This window comes from Saccharothrix hoggarensis (genome assembly GCF_052936025.1).
Genome location: NZ_CP193624.1, coordinates 3,238,378 through 3,257,857, shown reverse-complemented (window position 1 = coordinate 3,257,857; position 19,480 = coordinate 3,238,378). Strand labels below are relative to the sequence as shown.

Below are 19,480 nucleotides of genomic sequence, written 5' to 3'. Positions count from 1 at the left end.
ACGCGGCAGCCGACCGGCGCGTGCGCCGCCCGCCCCGACGACGGCGGTCACAGGTAGCGGCGGTAGCCCTTGGCGGTGGCGGCGAACCCGTGCCGCTCGTAGAAGAGGTGCGCGTCGGCCCGCCGGTCGTTGGACAGCAGCTGGACCTTGTAGCAGCCGCGCTCCCGCGCCCAGCCCAGCGCGGCCCGGAACAACGCCGAGCCGACACCGCCCCGCCGGTCCCCCGGCCGCACGACCACGTTCTCCACCAGCATGAACGGCCGCGCGCCGCGGGTCAGGTTCGGCAGCACGACGGTGTCGACCGCGCCGACCAGCTCGCCGTCGCGCTCGGCCAGGAACACGCGCCGGCCCGCCTGCGCGACGATCTCCCGCCACGCGGCGGCCAGGCGGTCGGCCGGCGGGCGGTCGTCGTCGGGGGCCAGGGCCCACAGCAGGTCGAAGAGGCGTTCCGGGTCGTCGTCGGCGGTGGCCGTGCGGAGGTGCGGGTCTGCCACGGTGGCGATCGTGCCCGATCAGGCCAGCGCCAGGGCGACGATCGCGACGAGAGCCGGTGTGATCTGCGAGATCGTGCCGACGACCCCGGCGCCCTTGGGGCGGCTCAGCGCCATCCGGTCCGACACGCCGAGGCCGATGCCCGCCAGCACCATGAACCCGCACGTGTAGAACACCAGCGCGCGGCCGACGGCCTCGTCCCCCGTGTTGAGCGCGACGAGGCCGATGACCGTCCCCGCGCCGAGGAACAGGTTGTACAGGCCGACGTTGAACGACCACAGCCGCACGGGCGGCACGTCCTCGGTCGGGACCTTGAACACGCCCCAGTGCACACCGGGCTTGGTGAACAGGACCGTCTCCCAGACGAACACGAGCACGTGCAGCGACGCGGCCAGGCCGGCGGCCACCTGCGCGACGGCGTTCACGACGACCACTCCCCCACGGTGACGCCGTGCCGCGCGACCACGTCGCGCAGCAACGGGGCCGCCTCGGCGATCGGCAGGTCGGCGGGCACGGTCCGGTCGACGTCGCGGAAGAACCGGCCCATCGCGTCGGTCGGGCTCACCGCCAGGAACCTCACCGACGGCGAGTGCACGGCGAACGTGTGCGACGCGCCCGGCGGGATGGCGATCGACGAACCCGGGCCCACGTCGTGGACCTCGCCGTCGACGAACACCGCCATCCGGCCGTGCAGCACGTAGAACGCCACGGCCCACGGCGTGGTGTGCGGCGGCACGGCGGGGCCGCGCGGCGCGTCGACCTCGAACAGCTCGTAGGCGCCGTCGGTGTGCGCGGCGTCCACCTTGACCACGATCTTCGCGTCGGGCGAGGTCAGCTCGAAGCCGTCGCCCGCGGTGCTGAGGTGTGTCTTCACGGGTCGACGGTAGGAACCGCGGGGCACCGCGCCCCATCCCGGAAATGTGGGATGCCGGTCCTCCGGCCGGCGGCGCATACTCCGACCATGTGGGAAGGTCGGGCGCTCGCCGCGCGACGCGACGTCGCCGCCCTCGCGACGGCGGGCCTGGGGCTCGCCGAGCTGCACCGGGCCGCCATCGACGTGGTCGGGCGGGTCGTGCCCGCGGACCTGGTGTGCTGGGCGTCGCTGGACCCGGACACCGCCGTGATCAGCTCGATGACCAGCGGCGCGACCCGCATCCCGCCCCGGTACGAGCCCTTGCTGGCCACCTTCGAGTACGGCGGCGCGGAGCCGCACACGTTCGCCGAGCTGGCCCGCCGCCCGGGGTCGGTGGCGCGGCTGTCCGACGCGCCGGGCCGGGACGCCGCCCGCTGCGGCCGGCTCAACGAGGTGTGGCGCCCGCTGGGCCTGCGCCACGAGCTGCGCGCCGTGTTCCGGGCGGACGGCACGTGCTGGGGCGCGGCGGGCATGGTGCGGCGCGGCGAGTTCACCGACCGGGAGAGCGAGTTCGTCGCCTCCGTCGCGCCCGCGATCGCCACCGCGACCAGGCTCGCCGCCCGGTGCGGGCGGCACCGGGGCGGCGGGGACCCGGCGATCGTCGTGGTCGGCGGCGACGGCACGCCGCGTGCCGCCACTGCCGCCGCCCGGGCGTGGCAGGAGGAGTTCGACGAGATCGCGCCCGGCCGGTTCGCGGTGCTGGTGCGGGCCGTGGCGGTCGGCGCGCGGTCCGCCGCGTCCGGCACGTTCCGGGCGAGGGTGCGCGACGCGTCCGGCGGCTGGGTCGTCGTGCGGGCGGGCCGGTTGATCGGCGAGGACGACGCCGAGACGGTGGTGACCGTGGAACGGGCGTCCGCCGACGACCTGCTCGGCCTGCTGTTCGCCGCCTACGGCCTGACCGCCCGCGAGCGCGAGGTGTGCCACGAGGTCATCGCGGGACGGTCCACTTCGGACATCGCGGTCCGGCTCGCGATCTCCGCGCACACCGTGCAGGACCACCTGAAGTCGGTGTTCGGCAAGGTCGGCGCGCGCAGCCGCGGCGAGTTGGTGGCGACGCTGCGGCCCGAGGACCGCACGACCGGCTGAGCGGCGGCCCGACCGGGGTCAGAACGCCTTGGCCGCGGTCGCCGCGTCCTCGTGCGCCTGCTCGCGCGCCTGCTCGGCGTCGGGCGTCACGAGGTTGGGGCGGAACTCGACCTCGGTGATGTCGGTGATCCCGGCCCAGCGCAGCCAGCCGTTGAAGAACGGCCGCTGGAAGTCCGTGCCGAACGCGGGCGGGACGCCGTCCCCGTACACGGCGCTGGTGTAGACGACCGCGGCCTTCCGGCCGGTGAGCAGGCCGCGGTAGCCGTGCTCGGGGTCGAACCCGAACACCATGCCGGGCTGGCTCACCACGTCGATGAACTGCTTGAGGACGTACGGCACGCCGGTGTTCCACATGGGCACGCTGAACAGGTACGCGTCGGCGGCGGCGAACCGCTCGAACGTCCGCACGACGGCGTCCCACGCGCGGGCGGCGGCGCCCGACGGCTCCTGGCCCGCGAACACCGCCATCTTGGCCGCGGTCGCGTCGGGGCCGAACTCGGGCAGCGTGCCGTCCCACAGGTCGAACGCGTCGACGTGGTGGTCGGGGTGCGCGGCGCGGTAGGCGTCGAGGAACGTGCGGGCGATCGCCAGCGACTCCGACGCCTCGCCGCGGGGTGACGCGGAGATGTGCAGCAGGGTGGTCATGCGGTCCTCCATCAGGGCGCGATCAACCGGACTGCGGTCCGGATAACGACCACTGTAGCGGACTGCAGTCCGTTTGTGTCGGGCGGCCCGTCGTGCGCCCCGTCACGCGCCGGTCAGCACCAGGCGGGCCAGGCGGCCGACGTCGTCGGCGAACCGATCGGCGGAGAACTCCTCGCCCGTCGCGTGCCGCAGGTCGGCGGCCAGCGGGGCGAGCAGCGCGTGCGCGAAGAAGTCCGCGTCGAGGTCCGGCCGCGCCTCCGCCAGCAGGATGCGCAGGTGCAGCCGCCAGAACCGGTAGGCGCCCGTGCGGTACCGCGCGCCGGGGCTCGCCGTCTCCGACAGCCGCACCAGGTCGAGGTTCGCCTCCAGGAACCGCGCGTACGCCGTGACGAACGCGACCAGCCTCTCCCCCGCCGGCGCGCCCGGCCCGACCGGCGGCGGTCCACTGAGGACGGACCGCTGGAGGTCTTCCTCGCGGACGCCGAGGAGTGCCGACGCGAGGCCCGCCTTGTCGCCGAACCGGCGGAACAACGTCCCCTTGCCCACGCCCGCCTCGCCCGCGATCTGGTCCATCGACACGGCGGCGACGCCGTGGCGGGAGAAGAGCCGGGCCGCCACGTCGAGGATCTTGGCCCGGTTGCGCGCCGCGTCGGCCCGCTCCTTCGGCGCGGGTCCGCGCAGACTCGCCAACTCGACGTCCTGATGCGCGCCACCGCCGTGCTCGTCGCTCATGGAGGCGGACTGTAGTCCGTCTGCGCCGGCACAATCATGTGGCTGGCCAACCAATCGTGGTACGGTCATGTGGCCAGCCACAGAACGGAGGTGACCGTGGACCAGCCGAGCACGGCCGACGCGGGCAGGCTGAGCTACGCGATCTTCACGCTGGCGCGGGCGCACCGGGGCTTCGCCGCCGCGCTGCTGCGCGACCTCGGCCTGCACCCCGGCCAGGAACTGCTGCTGATGCGGTTGTTCGACCGGGACGGCCAGACGCAGTCCGAGCTGCTGGAGCACGTCGGCCTGGACCACTCGACCGTCTCGAAGTCGTTGCGCCGCATGCAGGACGCGGGCCTGCTGACCCGCGAGCCGAGCGAGCGGGACCGGCGGGTGCTGCACGTGTGGCTCACCGACGAGGGCCGCGCCCTGCGCGAGCCGTTGACCGACCTGTGGTCCACGCTCGAACGCGCGTCCGTGCGCGGGCTCGACCCGGCCGAGGTCGACACGTTCATCAGGCTCGCCGGCGCGGTCGAGCACGCGATCGCCCACCGGCACACCCACCCGATCGAGGAGGAACCAGGATGAAAGCCGTGGTGCTGGAACGGTTCGGCGGACCGGAGGAGCTACGCCCGGCCGACGTGGCGCGCCCCGAGCCGGGACCGGGCCAGGTGCGGGTGGCGGTGCGCGCGGCGGGCGTGAACCCGTTCGACGGGAAGGTCCGCTCGGGCGCGATGGAGGCCGTCTTCCCCACACCGCTGCCCGCGATCCTCGGCCTGGAGGTCGCCGGCGTGGTCGACGCGGTCGGCGCGGACGTCACCGGTGTGGCCGTGGGCGATCCGGTGTTCGGCTTCGCGGACACCGGCTCCTACGCCGAGCACGCGTTGGCCACCACGGTCGCCCGCAAGCCCGAAGGGCTGTCGTGGGAGCACGCCGTGACGCTGCCCGTGGCCGGTGAGACCGCGGACCGCGTGCTCGGCCTGCTCGACGTCCGGCCGGGTGAGACGCTGCTCGTCCACGGCGCCGCGGGCGCGGTCGGGTCGATCGCCGTGCAGGTGGCCGTGGCCGCCGGCGTGCGGGTCATCGGCACCGCCGGCCCCGGCAACCAGGAGCACGTCGCCGCGCTCGGCGCCACGCCCACCACCTACGGGGAGGGCCTGGTCGAGCGGGTGCGGGCCTTGGCGCCCGAAGGCGTGGACGCCGTGTTCGACGTCGCGGGGAAGGGCGCGCTGCCGGACTCGATCACGCTGCGCGGCGGCACCGACCGGATCGTCACGATCGCCGACAACACCGCCCACGAACTGGGGGTCGTCTTCGCCGCCGGTCCGCAGCAGCGGTCCGCCGAACGCCTCGCCGAACTGGCAGACCTCGCCGCCCAGGGCACGCTCCGCACCACCGTGGCCGCCACGTTCCCGCTGGTGGAGGCCGCCGAGGCGCATCGGCTCAGCGACTCGGGCCACGCGCGCGGCAAGGTCGTGCTGACGGTGTGATCACGGCTCCGGCCGCGTCCCCACGAGCCGTGCTCCCGGATCGTTCCCGTGCGGCGCGGACTTCGGGCGCCCCCTGGACACCTGCTCACCACTGCCTGTAACACATGGTGAACCAGTTACCGGCAGGAGCTCGATCCGAGGAGGTCCGATGGCGGCACGGGAGTTCGATCGGCGCACGGTGCTGCGGCACCTGGGGGCGGCGGGCGCGATCGGAGGGCTGGCGACCGCGTTCGGTACCGTGCCCGCGATGGCTCAACCGTCCGTGACGCCGTTCGACCTGCACTTCGAGGTGTCGCACAAGTACCGGCCGTTCGACCTGGTCGCGCCGCGGTTCGTGCAGTACGACAGCGCCGTCACCCCGCCCTCGGCCGCCGCCGGCACGCTGGTCCGCACCGGCGTGCGGCCGCGCGCGCCGTTCGGGTCGGTGCTGGTGGAGGTGCAGCAGGCCGGCACCGGCGGCGTGGTCGTGGCGGGCCTGGCGGGCAACGCCACCTCCGTGCTGGGCACGTTCGACGCGTCCACCGGGCGGGCGACCATCGAGGTCGCCACCGGCGGCGCCACCACCGTGGTGAAGTCGGCCGACGTCCGCGTGGTGACCGGCGCGTTCCGGTTCGCCGTGGTCGTCAACGAGAACGCGGTCACCGTCCTGCTCGACACCACCGGCACGGGCACCGGCTGGCAGCCCGTGCTGACCGAGCGGGACGGCGTGCGCGCCCTCGTCGACCTGCGGGTCCCCGCAGTGCTGGGCGGCCTCGACTACGCCTACGGCGGGCGGGACGGCGACGTGCGCCTCGGCCGGGTGCGGGCGGGGTACTTCGGCCAGGCGGGCGTCCGCGACCCGCACGTCGTGCAGCACGCCGACGGCAGGCCGTTCATCCGCGACGGCAAGCTGTACCTGACGATGACCAACGCCGGCCTCGGGTTCTTCCAGCAGGCGCACTGGGCGGTGTGGACGATCGACCTCGCCGACCCGAGCCGGTTGGAGCAGGTCGCCGTGCTGTTCTTCGAACGCGACGGCGTCGTGCTCGGCGACCACGCCGGCCAGATCGTCTACGACGACCGCACCGGCCGGTTCATCCTGCTGATGAGCTCGTGGGGCGACTTCGCGTTCCGCGGCGTCCACATCCGCCACACCACGACCAGGGCGAACGTGCTGAGCGGCGTGCACGTCCTGCCGACGTCCCGGCTGGCGCTGCCGACCGCCGTCAGCTCGTGGGACCCCGCCCTCACCCGCATCGACGGCCGCTGGAACCTCGCGTTCGTGGAGAGCGAGGCGCAGCAGCCCGCGTTCGTCTTCCACCCGGCGCTCGCCATCGGGCCCCGCGGCGCCGACTACGCGGAATCGCTCGCCCTGGTCGGCGCGGACAACGCGGTCGACCAGACCGAGGGCACGATCATCCAGCGCGTCGGCCGTGACTGGCACGTGTTCGCCAGCGACGGCGACGCCCGCCAGTACCCCGTCTACGACATGTCCATGCGCAAGCTCGGCACCCTCGACGCGCCGTACGGCACCAACATCCCGCACCCGATGCTGCTGCCGGTCGGCCGCGAGTGGTGGCTGATCACGTTCGACGGCACGCAGTACGCGGAGCCCGTGCTCGGCTACGGCGGTCACGGCGACCTGATCCTCATGCGGGCGTGAGCCGCCGGCACCCGCCTTCGGCATGCTCGTCGCCGTGACGACGAACATCGAGGACGCCTTGGACGCGGTGGCCGCCGGAGACCTCGACCGGGCCGGGGCGGCGGTCCGCGACGGCGGATCGCCCCTGGCCGAGGCGCTGGCCGCGCACCTGGCGGAGGAGCGGGGCGGGTCCGTCTACGACCAGCCGGCCGCGTTCGAGGCGTTCATCGACGGCGGCGGCAACGTCGGCCTCTACCGGGCCGTCGGCGAGGCGTTGGCCGCCCTGCACGCCCGCGTCCGGCCGTCGACCGTGCTGGACGTCGGGTGCGGTGACGGCCGGCTGCTCCGGCCCGCGCTCGCCGGCCACGGCGGCTCGACCGTGACCCTGGTCGAGCCGTCGGCGGCGTTGCTGGACGCGGCCGTGCGCGCGTTGGACGGCTTCGAGGTGGACGCCCGGCCGACCAGGGTCGAGCCGTTCGCCGCGTCCCTGGCCGACGACACCGCGTTCGACGTGGCGCAGTCGACGTTCGCGCTGCACGCGCTGCCGCACGACGTCCGCGACGGCGTGCTGTCCGACCTCGTCGGGCACGTCGGCACGCTCGCCGTGGTCGAGTTCGACGTCCCGGACCTGCCGCACGGCGGACCGGAGCACCTGCGTCGCCTCGCCGAGACCTACGAGCGCGGGCTCGCGGAGTACGGCGCCGACCGCGCGCTCGTGGCCCGTGGCTTCCTGATGCCCGTGCTGACCGGCCAACTCATGCCCGGCGCGATCCGGGCGACGTGGGAGCAGCCCGCCGCGCGGTGGGCGGAGCAGGCCGAGCGGGCCGGGTTCGCCGACGTCGAGGTGACCCGGCTGCACGACTACTGGTGGGCGCCCGCGTTCCTGCTCACGGCGTCGGGGTCGCCGCGCCGATAACGCGCCACGCGAACCTCGCTCGACCGGGGCAGGCGGTCACCAGCGCGGGAACTCCGCGCCCACGTCGCCGTCGAACAGCCGCCAGTAGAAGTCGTTCATCGCCGCCGCGGCGGGCGCGTGCCGGGTCAGGATGGCGGCCACGCCCGGCGGCACGCCGTCCGCGACGTGACCGGCCGCCCACCGGCGCACGAACTCGTTGCGGGCGACCGGGCCGCCGACGGCCGGGACCTCCACGCCGCACACCTCGGTCACCAGCCAGTTGACCAGGCGCATGGACGCGTACCCGGCGTCGTGGTCGGCGTTGCGCCGCACGAAGTCGCGTTCGGCGGCGGACAGGTCGAACCGCGGCGACGTGGCCAGCCCGAAGTCCACGAGGTGGATGCGCTCGCCGTCCGAGCGGAGGTTGCCGAAGTGCCCGTCCAGGTGCAGCAGCTCGCGGCCGCGCAGGAACGCCACGATCTCCGCGAGCTGCCGCTCCACCACGTCCGCCTTGCCCGCCGGGTCCTCGGCGAGCCAGTCCCCCAGCGGGAGCGGGACGTACTCGGAGAACAGCACCAGGCTGGACGTCGCGGCGGCCAGGGCTTCGAGCCGCGCCCGCACGGCCGGGCTGCCGTCCAGCGCGGCCACGACCGCGTCGACGTCGGCGTGCTCGGCGGCGACGGGTGCGCGTCCGGGCAGCACCCGCCAGTGGTGCAGCAGCGGGAACGACCCCGTCTCGCCGGCGAGAACCCCTTCGGTGACGACGAGGTTCGCGGCCAGCTCGCGCCACGCGCCGAACCCGGGGCTGACGACGCCGTACTGGCAGAACACCGGCAGGTCGAAGAGGTTCGCGGTGGAGCGCGGGTGGGCCAGTTCGAGGTCGGTCAGCGGGACGCGCTTCGCGAACACCGGCACGCCGTCGACGTCGAGCACCGCGGGGCCGCCGCCCACGCCGACGTCACCGGCCCGTCCCGCGTCGAGGAGCGCGACCAGCTCGTCGTCGTCGCGCGAGGCGAGGAAGCCCGACAGCTTCTCGTGCAGCGCGCGCCTGGCAGCCGTCATCACACGATCATCCCAGCCCTGGAGCCACCTCATGTGCAACTGTGCGGTTGCACTTCGACAGGCTATGTGCAACCCTGGGGTTGCATCTGATGGCGTCACCGAAGGAGTTCCAGGCATGAGCGCGGACCGGATCGAACGTGAGACCCTGATCGAGGCGTCGTTGGAGCGGGTGTGGTCGCTGGTGACCCAGCCCGGCTTCTGGGTCGCGGACGAGGCGACCCTGGCCGGGACGGTGGCGAAGGAAGGCGAGTCGGTGGTGGCGAAGAACTCCCAGTACGGCGAGTTCCCCGTGCAGGTGGAGAAGCTGGAGCCGCCGACGTACGTCGCGTACCGGTGGGCCAGCGCGTTCCCCGGCCAGGAGTTGCGGCCGGACAACAGCACCCTGGTCGAGTTCACGTTGACGTCGGAAGGCGACAAGACGCGCCTCCGCGTCGTCGAGAGCGGCTTCGCGTCGCTGGCCGCGCCGGAAGACCTGCGCGACAAGGCACTGGAGGACAACCGCCGCGGCTGGCCCGAGGTGATCGACGCGTTCAAGAAGCGCGCCGAACACCTGCCGGAGTGACGGACGGACGTCGCGGCGCCGTCGACGTCGTCGACGGCGTCCTCGCCGCGCTCTCCGACCCCACCCGGCGGCAACTGCTCGACGTGCTCGCCGCGCGGGGCGAGGCGACCGCGACGACGCTCGCCGAACGCCTCCCCGTCTCACGGCAGGCCGTGGTCAAGCACCTGGCCGTGCTCGACGCCGCCGGGCTGGTGTCCGGCAGCCGGGTCGGGCGCGAGGTGCGGTACGCGGTGAGGCCGGAGGCGCTGGACGCGACGGCCCGGTGGATGGCCGCGCTCGCGGCCGACTGGGACCGCCGACTGGCCACCATCAAGCGCCTCGCCGAGGCCGCCGAGCGCGAGTCGCGCTAGCACCACCCCTCTCCCCCAGCCCGCACCGGCGCGACCGGCCGGGCGGCGCCGAATCCACCGAACCCGCGAACGCACCCCGATTCCGGGGTGTGTTCGCGCTGCCCGGAGAACGGCTCGCGACCCCCTTGGCCACGGCCACGCGGACGGCGCGCCGACCGTCGACCTCCGGGCCCTCGCAGAGAAGGAACCGTCTTGACCACCACCACAACGTCGCCGCCGCGGTTCGGCAGCCGGCAGCGGTTGACCCTGTTCGTGCTGCTGGGCGCCGGATTCATGCTGTCCGTCGACTTCTCCATCCTCAACGTCGCGCTGCCGGAGACCGGAGCCGGCGTCGGGCTCGGCTCCGACGGGCTCCCCTGGATCATCTCCGCGTACGCGTTGCCCGCGGCGGGCTTCACGCTGCTGTTCGGGCGGATGGCGGACCTGTTCGGCCGCCGCAGGCTGTTCCTGGCCGCCATGGCCTTGCTGACCGCGGCGTCCCTGCTCGGCGGCTTCGCGGTCAACCCCGAGATGCTGCTGACCGCGCGGGTGCTCCAGGGCTTCGCCACCGCGATGACGATCCCGGCGGCGCTGTCGCTGCTCACGACCATGTTCGAGGAAGGCGCGACCCGCGACCGCGTCCTCGGGCTGAACGGCGCCCTGCTGTCCGGCGGCTTCACCGTCGGCGCGCTGGTCGGCGGCGCGCTCGTCAGCGTGACGAGCTGGCGGGCGGCGTTCTTCATCAACGTCCCCGTCGCCGTGGCCATCCTGGTCCTCACGCCGTTCCTGATCAACGAGAGCCGGTGGCCCAGCCGGGTCAAGCTGGACCTGCCGGGGGCGGTGACCGTGACGGCCGGCCTCCTGGCCGTGGTCTACGCGATCATCGAGGAGAACCTGCCCTCGGCCGTCGTCGGCGCGGTGCTGCTGGCCGCGTTCTGGGTGATCGAGCTGCGCTCCCCCGCGCCGCTCGCCCCCGTGCGCATCCTCAAGCGGCCCACGGTGAAGTGGGGCAACTTCGCCGGGCTCGTCATCTTCACGATGGAACCGGCGATGATCTTCCTGATGACGTTGTACGTGCAGCGGGTCCTCGGCCTGTCCCCGCTGGTCACCGGCCTGGTCTTCGGCGTGCCCGGCCTGGCCGCCGTCGCCGCCGGGGTCATCGCCGGGCGGTTCATCGGGCGGCACGGCAGCCGCAAGGTGCTGGTGGTCGGCATGGTCGTGCAGGGCTTGGCGACCCTGCCACTGGTGTTCGTCGGTGCGGACCGGATGGCGCTGGCCATCCTGGTGCCCGCGCTGTTCATCGGCTTCTTCGGCCACGTGACGGCGATCGTGGCGTACACCGTCACCGGCACCTCCGGCCTGCCCGACGAGGAGCAGGGCCTGGCCACCGGACTCACGTCGATGACGCAACAGGTGGCGATCACCGCGGGCATCCCGATCCTCAGCGCGATCGCCGCGACGCAGGCCGTGGAGCTGACGGGCATCCACCTCGCGCTCGGCGTGAACGTCGTCGTCACGCTGGCGAGCGTGGTGTTCATCTGGTTCGGCCTGCGCCCGCGCGCCGACCAGCCCACCACCAGCGCGCCCGTGGCGACCGTGGCGGCCTAGCCGGAGGCGCGACAGGCCGGCCACGACAGGAGAAGACCGGATTCCCGCGGCGCCGGGGTCCGGTCTTCTCCTGTCGTGGCCGGTTGTTTGCGCAATCACGGCGAACCCTCGGCAAGGTGCGGCACTTCGGCGCCAGCGGCTCGACGGTCGAGATCCCGACGGCACGTCGCAGCGCGATGACTTCAGATGGCCAAGACCAGCGTTTTCGTCACGGATTGAGAACTGTAACGATGCAGTGAACAGTCTCGGGCTGGACACACCGGCGGACGGGCGGCTAGCGTCCGCCACCAATGTTTGCGTAAACATCGCATCCGCCCACGTCAGTCAGCAGGGAGAGACGATGACGTCCATCTCGGTCCCGGTCGAGGCGCCGCCCGCCCGGCGGGCCCGGTCCGCGCGCCGACACCGGGTCCACCGCAGGGGTTGGCTGTTCGTCTCGCCGTTCCTGCTCGTGTTCGCCCTGGTGTTCCTGGCGCCGATCGTCTACGCGGTGTGGTTGAGCCTGTTCCGCGAGCAGGTGTTCTTCGGCGGCACGGAGTTCGTCGGCCTGGACAACTACGCGGTCGTGCTCGCGGACGCGAAGTTCTGGGAGTCGTTCCTGCGGGTGCTGCTGTTCCTGGTCGTCCAGGTGCCGGTGATGCTGGTCCTCGCGCTGGTGGCGGCCCTGGCGATCGACAGCGCCCGGCTGCACGCCGCGGGCTTCTTCCGGATCGTGATCTTCCTGCCGTACGCGGTGCCGGGCGTGGTGGCGGCGCTGATGTGGGGCTTCATCTACGGCGACCACTTCGGCCTCGCCGCGGACCTCAACGACCTGCTCGGGCGCAACGCCGTCCAACCGATGTCCGGGGACTGGGTCCTCGCGTCGATCGGCAACATCGTGACGTGGGAGTTCGTGGGCTACAACATGCTGATCTTCTACTCGGCGCTGAAGGTCGTCCCGGGTGAGCTGTACGAGGCCGCGGCCATCGACGGCGCGGGGACGTTCCGGATCGTCCGCAGCATCAAGCTCCCCGCCATCCGCGGCGCGGTCGTGATCGCCACGATCTTCTCGATCATCGGCAGCTTCCAGCTCTTCAACGAGCCCAACATCCTGCGGGCGCTCGCGCCGGGCGCGATCAGCACCTACTACACGCCCAACATGTACGCGTACAACCTGTCGTTCAGCGGCCAGCAGTACAACTACTCGGCCACCGTCGCGATCGTCATGGGCATCCTCACCGCCGTCATCGCCTACGTCGTGCAGCTGCGCGGCGCGCGGAAGGGTGCGTGAGCGCCGTGGCGACCACCCGGACGTTCCTCAAGCCCCGCAAGTCCGTCGCGCTGACCGTCGTGATGGCGTTGTACCTGCTGTACACGCTGGTGCCGCTGGCGTGGCTGCTGATCAGCGCGACCAAGACCCAGCAGAGCCTGCTGTCGACGTCGGGGCTGGCCTTCGGCGGCTCGTTCGCGTTGTTCGACAACATCGCCGAGACGTTCACCCACGACGGCGGGATCTTCCTGCGGTGGCTGGGGAACACGCTGCTCTACGTCGTGGTCGGCGCGGGCGGCGCGACGGTCCTGGCGACGGCGGCGGGGTACGGCCTGGCCAAGTACCGGTTCCGGGGCAGGCGCGCGGTGTTCGCCGTGCTGCTGGGCGCGATCGCCATCCCCGGCACCGCGCTGGCCGTGCCGACGTTCCTGATGTTCAGCCAGATGGGGCTCACCAACACCCCGTGGGCGATCATCATCCCGTCATTGGTCAGCCCGTTCGGCCTGTACCTGGTGTGGACCTACGCCGTCGAGGCGGTGCCGGACGAGCTGCTGGAGGCCGCGCGCATCGACGGCGCGGGCGAGGTCCGGATCTTCCTGAAGGTGACGCTGCGGCTGCTGCTGCCCGGCGTCGTCACGGTCGCGCTGTTCTCCGTGGTGTCGACCTGGAACAACTACTTCCTGCCGCTGATCATGCTCAGCGAACCCGACTGGTACCCCCTGACCGTCGGCCTCAACCAGTGGAGCGCCCAGGCCTCCGGCGTCGGCGCGCAGCCGATCTACCACCTCGTGATCACCGGCTCGGTCATCACGATCGTCCCGCTCGTCATCGCGTTCCTGCTGCTCCAGCGGTTCTGGCAGTCGGGTCTGACCGCGGGCAGCGTCAAGCAGTGACCTCCTCCTCTTCCTCCTCCTCTCGAGTCCCACCTCACCGCCGCGAAAGGACTTCCCCCATGTCACCCACCAGGCGCCGTTGGCAGGCAGCCGCCGCCCTCGCGATCGCCCTCACCACGGCACTCGTCGGCTGCTCCTCCGGCGGCGACACCCCCGCGCCGGTCGGCGCCACCGGCACCCAGGACGCGGTCGACGCCGCCCTGCGCGAAGGCGGGGAGATCACCTACTGGAGCTGGACGCCCTCGGCGAAGGCCCAGGTCGAGGCGTTCCAGAAGGAGTTCCCCAACGTCAAGGTCAACTACGTCAACGCCGGCACCGGCAACGACCACTACACCAAGCTCCAGAACGCCATCAAGGCCGGCTCCGGCGCGCCCGACGTCGCCCAGGTCGAGTACCAGGCGTTGCCGCAGTTCGCGATGACCGGCGCGCTCGTCGACCTCGGCCAGTACGGCTTCAACGCCTTCGAGGACGACTACAGCCCGTCCACGTGGAACTCGGTGAAGGTCGGTGGCGGCCTGTTCGGCCTGCCGCAGGACTCGGGCCCCATGGCGCTGTTCTACAACAAGCAGGTCTTCGAGCAGCACGGCATCGCGGTCCCCAAGACCTGGGCGGAGTACGTCGAAGCGGGCAAGAAGCTCCACGCCGCCGACCCGACCAAGTACATCGCCTCGGACACCGGCGACGCGGGCTTCGCCACCAGCATGATCTGGCAGGCGGGCGGCAAGCCGTTCACCACCGACGGCAAGAACGTCAAGATCAACCTGCAGGACGAGGGCGCCCGGAAGTGGACGTCGACGTGGAACGAGCTGGTGGAGCAGAAGCTCGTCTCCACCATCCCCGGCTGGTCCGACGCCTGGTACAAGGCGCTGGGTGACGGCACCATCGCCACGCTCGTCACCGGCGCGTGGATGCCGGGCGTGCTGAAGTCCTCGGTGCCCGACGGCGCCGGCAAGTGGGCCGTGGCCCCGATGCCGACCTACGACGGCAAGCCGGCCACCGCCGAGAACGGCGGCGGCGGCCAGTCGGTGCTCAAGCAGAGCGCCAAGCCGGCGCTGGCGGCGGGGTTCGTGCGCTGGCTGAACAACGGCAACGGCGTCAAGACGTTCCTGGAGAGCGGCGGCTTCCCGGCCACCACCGCCGACCTGGGTTCGCCCGCGTTCAAGGACCTGGCCGAGCCGTACTTCGGCGGTCAGCAGATCAACCAGGTGCTCACCGCCGCCGCCGACGAGGTCGTGCCGGGCTGGTCGTACCTGCCCTACCAGCTGTACGCCAACAGCATCTTCGGCGACACCGTCGGCAAGGCCTACGCCAACAGCACCGCGATCGACGCCGGTCTGGCCGACTGGCAGAAGGCGCTCGTCGACTACGGCAACCAGCAGGGCTTCACCGTCACCACCGGGTGACCACCGCGGCGGGACGGCCGGGCGCCGGCCGTCCCGCCGCCACGACCCCAGGAGCGGACACATGACCGTCACCATCGACGTGGACCTCGGCGACGCGATCGGCGCCGTGCCACGCCGGCTGTTCGGCTCGTTCGTCGAGCACGTGGGGCGGGCGGTGCACACGGGCGTCCACGAGCCCGGCCACCCCGCCGCCGACGCGCGCGGCTTCCGCCGTGACGTGCTCGACCTCGTGCGCGAACTGGGCCCCACCGTGGTCCGCTACCCCGGCGGGAACTTCGTGTCCTCGCACCGGTGGGAGGACGGCGTCGGCCCGGTCGCCGAACGCCCCACCCGCCTCGACCCGGCGTGGCACAGTGTGGAGGGCAACGAGTTCGGGCTGCACGAGTTCGTGGCGTGGGCACGGGAGGCGGGGGTCGAGCCGATGTACGCGGTCAACCTCGGCACCCGCGGCATCCAGGAGGCGGCCGACGTCCTCGAGTACTGCAACCACCCCGGCGGCACGACGCTCAGCGAACGACGCCGGGCGAACGGCGCGGACGAGCCGTTCGGCATCCGGCTGTGGTGCCTGGGCAACGAGGTGGACGGCCCCTGGCAGGTCGGCCACAAGACCGCCGCGGAGTACGGTCGGCTGGCCGCCGAGACCGCGCGGCTGATGCGGATGATCGACCCGGACGTCGAACTGGTCGTCACGGGCAGCTCCAACGCGGAGATGCCGACGTTCGGCGCGTGGGAGCGCACCGTGCTCACCCACACCGCCGCCCTGGTCGACCACATCTCCGTGCACGCCTACTACCAGGAGCACGACGGCGACGTCGACAGCTACCTCGCGAGCGGCGCGGCGTTCGACCGCTACCTCAAGGCCACCGCCTCCATCATCGACGACACCCTCGCCGAACTGGCCCTGGCCAAGGACATCGGCATCGCCGTCGACGAGTGGAACGTCTGGGACCAGCGGCACTGGAACGAGGTCGAGCAGCCCCGCCTGCGCTCCGGCCCGCCGCGGAAGCACCCCCGCGTCATCGAGGACACGTACACCGTCACGGACGCCGTGGTGGTCGGGTCGCTGCTGAACACCTTGCTGCGCAACGTCGACCGCGTCACCGTGGCGAACCTCGCCCAGCTGGTCAACGTCATCGCGCCGATCCGCAGCGAGCCCGGCGGCCCGGCCTGGCGCCAGACCACGTTCCACCCGTTCCGCGCCGCCGCCGCGCACGCCCGCGGCACGAGCGTGCGCACGACCGTGACCGGCACACCGATCCGCACCGCGCAGCACGGACCGGTCGACCCGGTCGACGCCGCCGCCACCGTGGACGAGCGCACCGGCGGCGTCGCCGTGTTCCTGGCCAACCGGTCCACCGCCGCGGCGACCGACGTGCGCCTGTCGCTGCACGGCGGACGCTTCACCCTCGCCGACGCGCACACCGTCACCGTGCCGCCCGGCGCCACCCGCCACGCGGCCAACACCGAGCACTCCCAGCCCGTCGAGCCGGTGCCCCTGACCGGGGCGCACCCGCTGCCACACCCGGAAGGAACAACCATCTCCGTGACACTCCCGGCCCTGTCGTGGTCCGCGCTCGTCCTGAGCCCCGTTGCGGGTGACCATGCCTGAGTTCACCATCGGCGAGCGGGACTTCCTGCTCGACGGCCGGCCGTTCCGCGTCCTGTCCGGCGCGCTGCACTACTTCCGCGTGCACCCGGACCAGTGGGCCGACCGCATCGACAAGGCCCGGCGGATGGGCCTGAACACCATCGAGACCTACGTGCCCTGGAACGCGCACTCCCCCGCTCCGGGCGTGTTCGACCTGTCCGGCGGGCTGGACCTCGGCCGGTTCCTGCGGCTCGTCGCCGACGCCGGCCTGCGCGCCATCGTCCGGCCCGGCCCGTACATCTGCGCGGAGTGGGACAACGGCGGCCTGCCCGCCTGGCTGTTCCGCGACCCCGAGGTGGGCGTGCGGCGGGCCGAACCCCGCTACCTGGCCGCGGTGAAGGACTACCTCGACCGCGTGTACGAGGTCGTCGTCCCGCTGCAGGTCCAGCACGACGGCCCGGTCATCCTCGTGCAGGTCGAGAACGAGTACGGCGCCTTCGGCGACGACAAGACGTACCTGAAGACCCTGGCGGAGCACGCCCGCGACGCCGGCATCACCGTGCCGCTGACCACGGTCGACCAGCCCACCGACGAGATGCTCGCCGCGGGCGGCCTCGACGGGCTGCACCGGACCGCGTCGTTCGGCTCGCGCGCCGCCGAGCGCCTGGCCACGCTGCGCCGCCACCAGCCGACCGGGCCGCTGATGTGCTCGGAGTTCTGGAACGGCTGGTTCGACCACTGGGGCGCGCACCACCACACCACCTCGGCGGCGGACGCGGCGGCCGAGCTGGACGCCCTGCTGGCGGCGGGCGCCTCGGTGAACCTGTACATGTTCCACGGCGGCACCAACTTCGGGTTCACCAGCGGCGCCAACGACAAGGGCGTCTACCAGCCCACCACCACGTCGTACGACTACGACGCCCCGCTGGACGAGGCGGGCAACCCGACCGCCAAGTACCACGCGTTCCGCGAGGTCATCGCCCGCTACCACGACGTGCCCGACGAGCCGCCGCCGGTCGCGGCGCCCGCGCCGGAGCTGACGGCCGCGCTCACCGACCCGGTGTTCCTGCTCGACGCGCCCGAGCGGTGGGGCGTCCCGGAGCGCCACGACGCCCTGCCGACGCTCGACGAGCTGGAGCCGATGCCGCGCCTGGCGCTGGTCACCACGCGGGTCGACGCCGCCGGTCCGGCGGTGCTGTGCTTCGGCGAGGTGCGCGACCACGCCTCGGTGTTCCTGGACGGCGACCCCGTCGGAACCCTGATGCGGGAACACCACCAGCGCGCGCTGGGCGTGCCCCGCGGCGGGCGGCTGGCCGTCCTGGTCGAGGACCACGGCCGGGTCAACTACGGCCGGCGGATCGGCGAGGCCAAGGGGCTCGTCGGCGGCGCGACCCTCGACGGCGAACCCCTGACCGGGTGGGAGGTCCTGCCGCTGCGCCTCGACGTGCCGCCGCCGGTGTGGGACGACGGCGACGAGCGCGTGCCGGTCGACGGCGCGGTCGCGGGCCCGGTGCTGCTGCGCGCCCGGTTCGACCTCGACCGGCCGGCCGACCTCCACCTGGACACCGCGGGCTGGGGCCGGGGTGTGGTGTGGGTCAACGGTTTCTGCCTCGGCCGCTACTGGTCGCGGGGACCGCAGCGCACCCTGTACGTCCCCGGCCCGGTGCTGCGCGCGGGGGGCAACGAGGTGGTCGTGCTGGAGCTGGCGGCGCTGACCGAACCGACCGTCCGATGTGTACCGGGACCGGACCTGGGACACGTCGAGTCGTGAGGCCTCGGTCGATGTCGACGTCACCGGCGGACGGCTATAGTCCTGCAGTGGTATGACGTTGTCCAGTCCACCTGGGAAGGAGTCCTCGACGTGAGTCCGTCCGGGTCCACGTCCGGGAGTTCCCGGGAGCCGTCCACCCGGCGCGCGCCGGCGCGCCGGGTGTCCATGGCCGATGTCGCGCGCCTGGCCGGCGTGTCCGCGCAGACCGTGTCCCGCGTGTCCAACGGCCACCCCAGCGTCGTCGGGACGACCCGCGAACAGGTGCTCGACGCCATGCGGCGACTGGGTTACCGGCCGAACAGCGCCGCCCGCGCCCTCAAGTACGGCGAGTTCCGCACGATCGGCGTCATCCTGTTCACGCTCTCCAGCGTCGGCAACAGCCGCACGCTGGAGGCGATAGTGGACCACGCCGCCCACGAGGGCTACGCCATCACGCTGATCCCCGTCGCCGTGCCCACGCAGGACGGCGTGCTCGGCGCGTTCACCAGGCTGGGCGAGCTCGCCGTCGACGCGGTCATCGTGATCATGGAGGTGCACCTGCTCGACGCCGCCACCATGACCCTGCCCATCGGCATGCCGGTCGTGGTCGTGGACTCCAACGGCGGCGACCGGTACAGCGTCGTGGACACCGACCAGGCCGACGGCGCGGGCCAGGCCGTCCGCCACCTGCTCGACCTCGGCCACCGGACGGTCTGGCACCTGGCGGGGCCCGCGGACTCCTACGCCGCCGAGGGCCGGGCCGCGGCGTGGCGCGCCACCCTGGCCGACGCCGGCCTGCCCGTGCCCCGGATGCTGCGCGGCGACTGGTCGGCCGACTCCGGCTACCGCGCGGGGCTGGAGCTGGCCGACGAACCCGACTGCACCGCGGTGTTCGCCGCCAACGACCAGATGGCGCTGGGCCTGCTGCGCGCGTTCCACGCGAGGGGCAAGGTGGTGCCCCGCGACGTCAGCGTGGTGGGCTTCGACGACATCCCGGACTCGACGTCGTTCATCCCGCCCCTGACCACGGTGCACCAGGACTTCACCGAGGTCGGCCGCCGCTGCGTCGAACGCGTCCTGCGACAGGTCCACCACCGGCGCACCAAGCCGGGCACCACCCTCGTCCCCACCCGGCTGGTGGTCCGCGAGAGCACCGCGCCCCCGCCGGCCTGACCCGGTCCGG

20 protein-coding genes are annotated in these 19,480 nt (G+C 72.8%); 14 read left to right on the top strand and 6 right to left on the bottom strand.

The genetic code is table 11. The annotated features are described in order from the left end of the window. Nucleotides 1-47: 47 nt before the first annotated feature. The 3 genes from ACRAKH_RS15105 to ACRAKH_RS15095 are packed head-to-tail and all read right to left on the bottom strand — an operon-like array spanning nt 48 to nt 1,366. On the bottom strand, nt 48-494 hold the full coding sequence (locus tag ACRAKH_RS15105; protein WP_380730192.1) for a GNAT family N-acetyltransferase: 447 nt from the start codon (nt 492-494) through the stop codon (nt 48-50). Nucleotides 495-512: 18 nt separating this feature from the next. Continuing rightward, a complete protein-coding gene (locus ACRAKH_RS15100; protein WP_380730190.1) occupies nt 513-917 on the bottom strand; it encodes a DUF1304 domain-containing protein in 405 nt (134 codons plus the stop codon). Next, entirely contained in the window at nt 914-1,366 is a 453-nt protein-coding gene (locus tag ACRAKH_RS15095) for a cupin domain-containing protein (protein WP_380730188.1), read from the bottom strand. The genes ACRAKH_RS15100 and ACRAKH_RS15095 overlap by 4 nt, the downstream gene beginning before the upstream one ends. Nucleotides 1,367-1,453: 87 nt before the next feature. Here ACRAKH_RS15095 and ACRAKH_RS15090 point away from each other — a divergent pair, with 87 nt between their 5' ends. Continuing rightward, on the top strand, nt 1,454-2,491 hold the full coding sequence (locus tag ACRAKH_RS15090) for a helix-turn-helix transcriptional regulator (protein WP_447009888.1): 1,038 nt from the start codon (nt 1,454-1,456) through the stop codon (nt 2,489-2,491). Nucleotides 2,492-2,509: 18 nt separating this feature from the next. Here ACRAKH_RS15090 and ACRAKH_RS15085 read toward each other — a convergent pair whose 3' ends face one another. Then, nucleotides 2,510-3,136 carry an FMN-dependent NADH-azoreductase gene (locus ACRAKH_RS15085; protein ID WP_380725551.1) on the bottom strand — a complete coding sequence of 209 codons (627 nt, stop codon included), beginning with the start codon at nt 3,134-3,136 and terminating at the stop codon, nt 2,510-2,512. Nucleotides 3,137-3,238: 102 nt separating this feature from the next. Then, nucleotides 3,239-3,868, bottom strand: a complete 630-nt coding sequence (locus tag ACRAKH_RS15080) for a TetR/AcrR family transcriptional regulator (RefSeq protein ID WP_380725549.1) — start codon at nt 3,866-3,868, stop codon at nt 3,239-3,241. A gap of 96 nt (nt 3,869-3,964) precedes the next feature. Between ACRAKH_RS15080 and ACRAKH_RS15075 the strand changes: the two genes are divergently transcribed. The 4 genes from ACRAKH_RS15075 (at nt 3,965) to ACRAKH_RS15060 (ending at nt 7,874) form a co-directional block, all read left to right on the top strand. Next, complete coding sequence (locus ACRAKH_RS15075; protein ID WP_380725547.1) at nt 3,965-4,435, top strand: MarR family winged helix-turn-helix transcriptional regulator; 471 nt, start codon at nt 3,965-3,967, stop codon at nt 4,433-4,435. Beyond that, nucleotides 4,432-5,337, top strand: coding sequence for an NADP-dependent oxidoreductase (locus ACRAKH_RS15070; RefSeq protein ID WP_380725546.1), 906 nt, complete (start codon nt 4,432-4,434; stop codon nt 5,335-5,337). Before ACRAKH_RS15075 ends, ACRAKH_RS15070 begins: the two co-directional genes overlap by 4 nt. A gap of 148 nt (nt 5,338-5,485) precedes the next feature. Further along, the gene (locus ACRAKH_RS15065) at nt 5,486-6,979 is read left to right on the top strand and encodes a hypothetical protein (protein WP_380725544.1); all 1,494 of its coding nucleotides are present in this window, start codon (nt 5,486-5,488) and stop codon (nt 6,977-6,979) included. Nucleotides 6,980-7,013: 34 nt separating this feature from the next. Beyond that, the gene (locus ACRAKH_RS15060) at nt 7,014-7,874 is read left to right on the top strand and encodes a class I SAM-dependent methyltransferase (protein ID WP_447009887.1); all 861 of its coding nucleotides are present in this window, start codon (nt 7,014-7,016) and stop codon (nt 7,872-7,874) included. A gap of 36 nt (nt 7,875-7,910) precedes the next feature. On the opposite strand, the gene ACRAKH_RS15055 is transcribed toward ACRAKH_RS15060, so the two are convergent. Continuing rightward, nucleotides 7,911-8,915: a serine/threonine protein phosphatase gene (locus tag ACRAKH_RS15055; RefSeq protein WP_380725540.1), complete on the bottom strand. Its 1,005-nt coding sequence runs from the start codon at nt 8,913-8,915 to the stop codon at nt 7,911-7,913. 115 nt (nt 8,916-9,030) lie between these two features. On the opposite strand from ACRAKH_RS15055, the gene ACRAKH_RS15050 reads away from it, so the two are divergent. The 9 genes from ACRAKH_RS15050 (at nt 9,031) to ACRAKH_RS15010 (ending at nt 19,470) form a co-directional block, all read left to right on the top strand. Continuing rightward, nucleotides 9,031-9,477, top strand: coding sequence for an SRPBCC domain-containing protein (locus tag ACRAKH_RS15050; protein ID WP_380725538.1), 447 nt, complete (start codon nt 9,031-9,033; stop codon nt 9,475-9,477). Next, complete coding sequence (locus tag ACRAKH_RS15045) at nt 9,474-9,827, top strand: ArsR/SmtB family transcription factor (protein ID WP_380725536.1); 354 nt, start codon at nt 9,474-9,476, stop codon at nt 9,825-9,827. The genes ACRAKH_RS15050 and ACRAKH_RS15045 overlap by 4 nt, the downstream gene beginning before the upstream one ends. A gap of 192 nt (nt 9,828-10,019) precedes the next feature. Further along, complete coding sequence (locus tag ACRAKH_RS15040; RefSeq protein ID WP_380725534.1) at nt 10,020-11,414, top strand: MFS transporter; 1,395 nt, start codon at nt 10,020-10,022, stop codon at nt 11,412-11,414. Between the two features lie 340 nt (nt 11,415-11,754). Continuing rightward, the gene (locus ACRAKH_RS15035) at nt 11,755-12,684 is read left to right on the top strand and encodes a carbohydrate ABC transporter permease (protein ID WP_380725532.1); all 930 of its coding nucleotides are present in this window, start codon (nt 11,755-11,757) and stop codon (nt 12,682-12,684) included. A 62-nt stretch (nt 12,685-12,746) separates the two neighbouring features. Further along, entirely contained in the window at nt 12,747-13,556 is an 810-nt protein-coding gene (locus tag ACRAKH_RS15030; RefSeq protein ID WP_380725555.1) for a carbohydrate ABC transporter permease, read from the top strand. 59 nt (nt 13,557-13,615) lie between these two features. Continuing rightward, nucleotides 13,616-14,959 (top strand): ABC transporter substrate-binding protein, encoded by a 1,344-nt coding sequence (locus ACRAKH_RS15025; RefSeq protein ID WP_380725530.1) that lies wholly within the window; start codon nt 13,616-13,618, stop codon nt 14,957-14,959. A gap of 61 nt (nt 14,960-15,020) precedes the next feature. After that, complete coding sequence (locus tag ACRAKH_RS15020) at nt 15,021-16,568, top strand: alpha-N-arabinofuranosidase (protein ID WP_380725528.1); 1,548 nt, start codon at nt 15,021-15,023, stop codon at nt 16,566-16,568. Then, nucleotides 16,561-18,318 carry a glycoside hydrolase family 35 protein gene (locus ACRAKH_RS15015; RefSeq protein ID WP_380725526.1) on the top strand — a complete coding sequence of 586 codons (1,758 nt, stop codon included), beginning with the start codon at nt 16,561-16,563 and terminating at the stop codon, nt 18,316-18,318. Before ACRAKH_RS15020 ends, ACRAKH_RS15015 begins: the two co-directional genes overlap by 8 nt. Nucleotides 18,319-18,408: 90 nt before the next feature. Further along, nucleotides 18,409-19,470 (top strand): LacI family DNA-binding transcriptional regulator, encoded by a 1,062-nt coding sequence (locus ACRAKH_RS15010; RefSeq protein ID WP_447009886.1) that lies wholly within the window; start codon nt 18,409-18,411, stop codon nt 19,468-19,470. The last annotated feature ends 10 nt before the right edge of the window (nt 19,471-19,480 follow it).

Bases quoted from the DNA above. Each gene is read 5' to 3' on its own strand.
- ACRAKH_RS15050 (WP_380725538.1), top strand. From the start codon at position 9,031: ATGAGCGCGGACCGGATCGAACGTGAGACCCTGATCGAGGCGTCGTTG.
- ACRAKH_RS15030 (WP_380725555.1), top strand. From the start codon at position 12,747: ATGGCGTTGTACCTGCTGTACACGCTGGTGCCGCTGGCGTGGCTGCTG.
- ACRAKH_RS15025 (WP_380725530.1), top strand. From the start codon at position 13,616: ATGTCACCCACCAGGCGCCGTTGGCAGGCAGCCGCCGCCCTCGCGATC.
- ACRAKH_RS15085 (WP_380725551.1), bottom strand. From the start codon at position 3,136: ATGACCACCCTGCTGCACATCTCCGCGTCACCCCGCGGCGAGGCGTCG.
- ACRAKH_RS15065 (WP_380725544.1), top strand. From the start codon at position 5,486: ATGGCGGCACGGGAGTTCGATCGGCGCACGGTGCTGCGGCACCTGGGG.
- ACRAKH_RS15035 (WP_380725532.1), top strand. From the start codon at position 11,755: ATGACGTCCATCTCGGTCCCGGTCGAGGCGCCGCCCGCCCGGCGGGCC.
- ACRAKH_RS15070 (WP_380725546.1), top strand. From the start codon at position 4,432: ATGAAAGCCGTGGTGCTGGAACGGTTCGGCGGACCGGAGGAGCTACGC.
- ACRAKH_RS15015 (WP_380725526.1), top strand. From the start codon at position 16,561: ATGCCTGAGTTCACCATCGGCGAGCGGGACTTCCTGCTCGACGGCCGG.
- ACRAKH_RS15020 (WP_380725528.1), top strand. From the start codon at position 15,021: ATGACCGTCACCATCGACGTGGACCTCGGCGACGCGATCGGCGCCGTG.
- ACRAKH_RS15080 (WP_380725549.1), bottom strand. From the start codon at position 3,868: ATGAGCGACGAGCACGGCGGTGGCGCGCATCAGGACGTCGAGTTGGCG.
- ACRAKH_RS15090 (WP_447009888.1), top strand. From the start codon at position 1,454: ATGTGGGAAGGTCGGGCGCTCGCCGCGCGACGCGACGTCGCCGCCCTC.
- ACRAKH_RS15055 (WP_380725540.1), bottom strand. From the start codon at position 8,915: ATGACGGCTGCCAGGCGCGCGCTGCACGAGAAGCTGTCGGGCTTCCTC.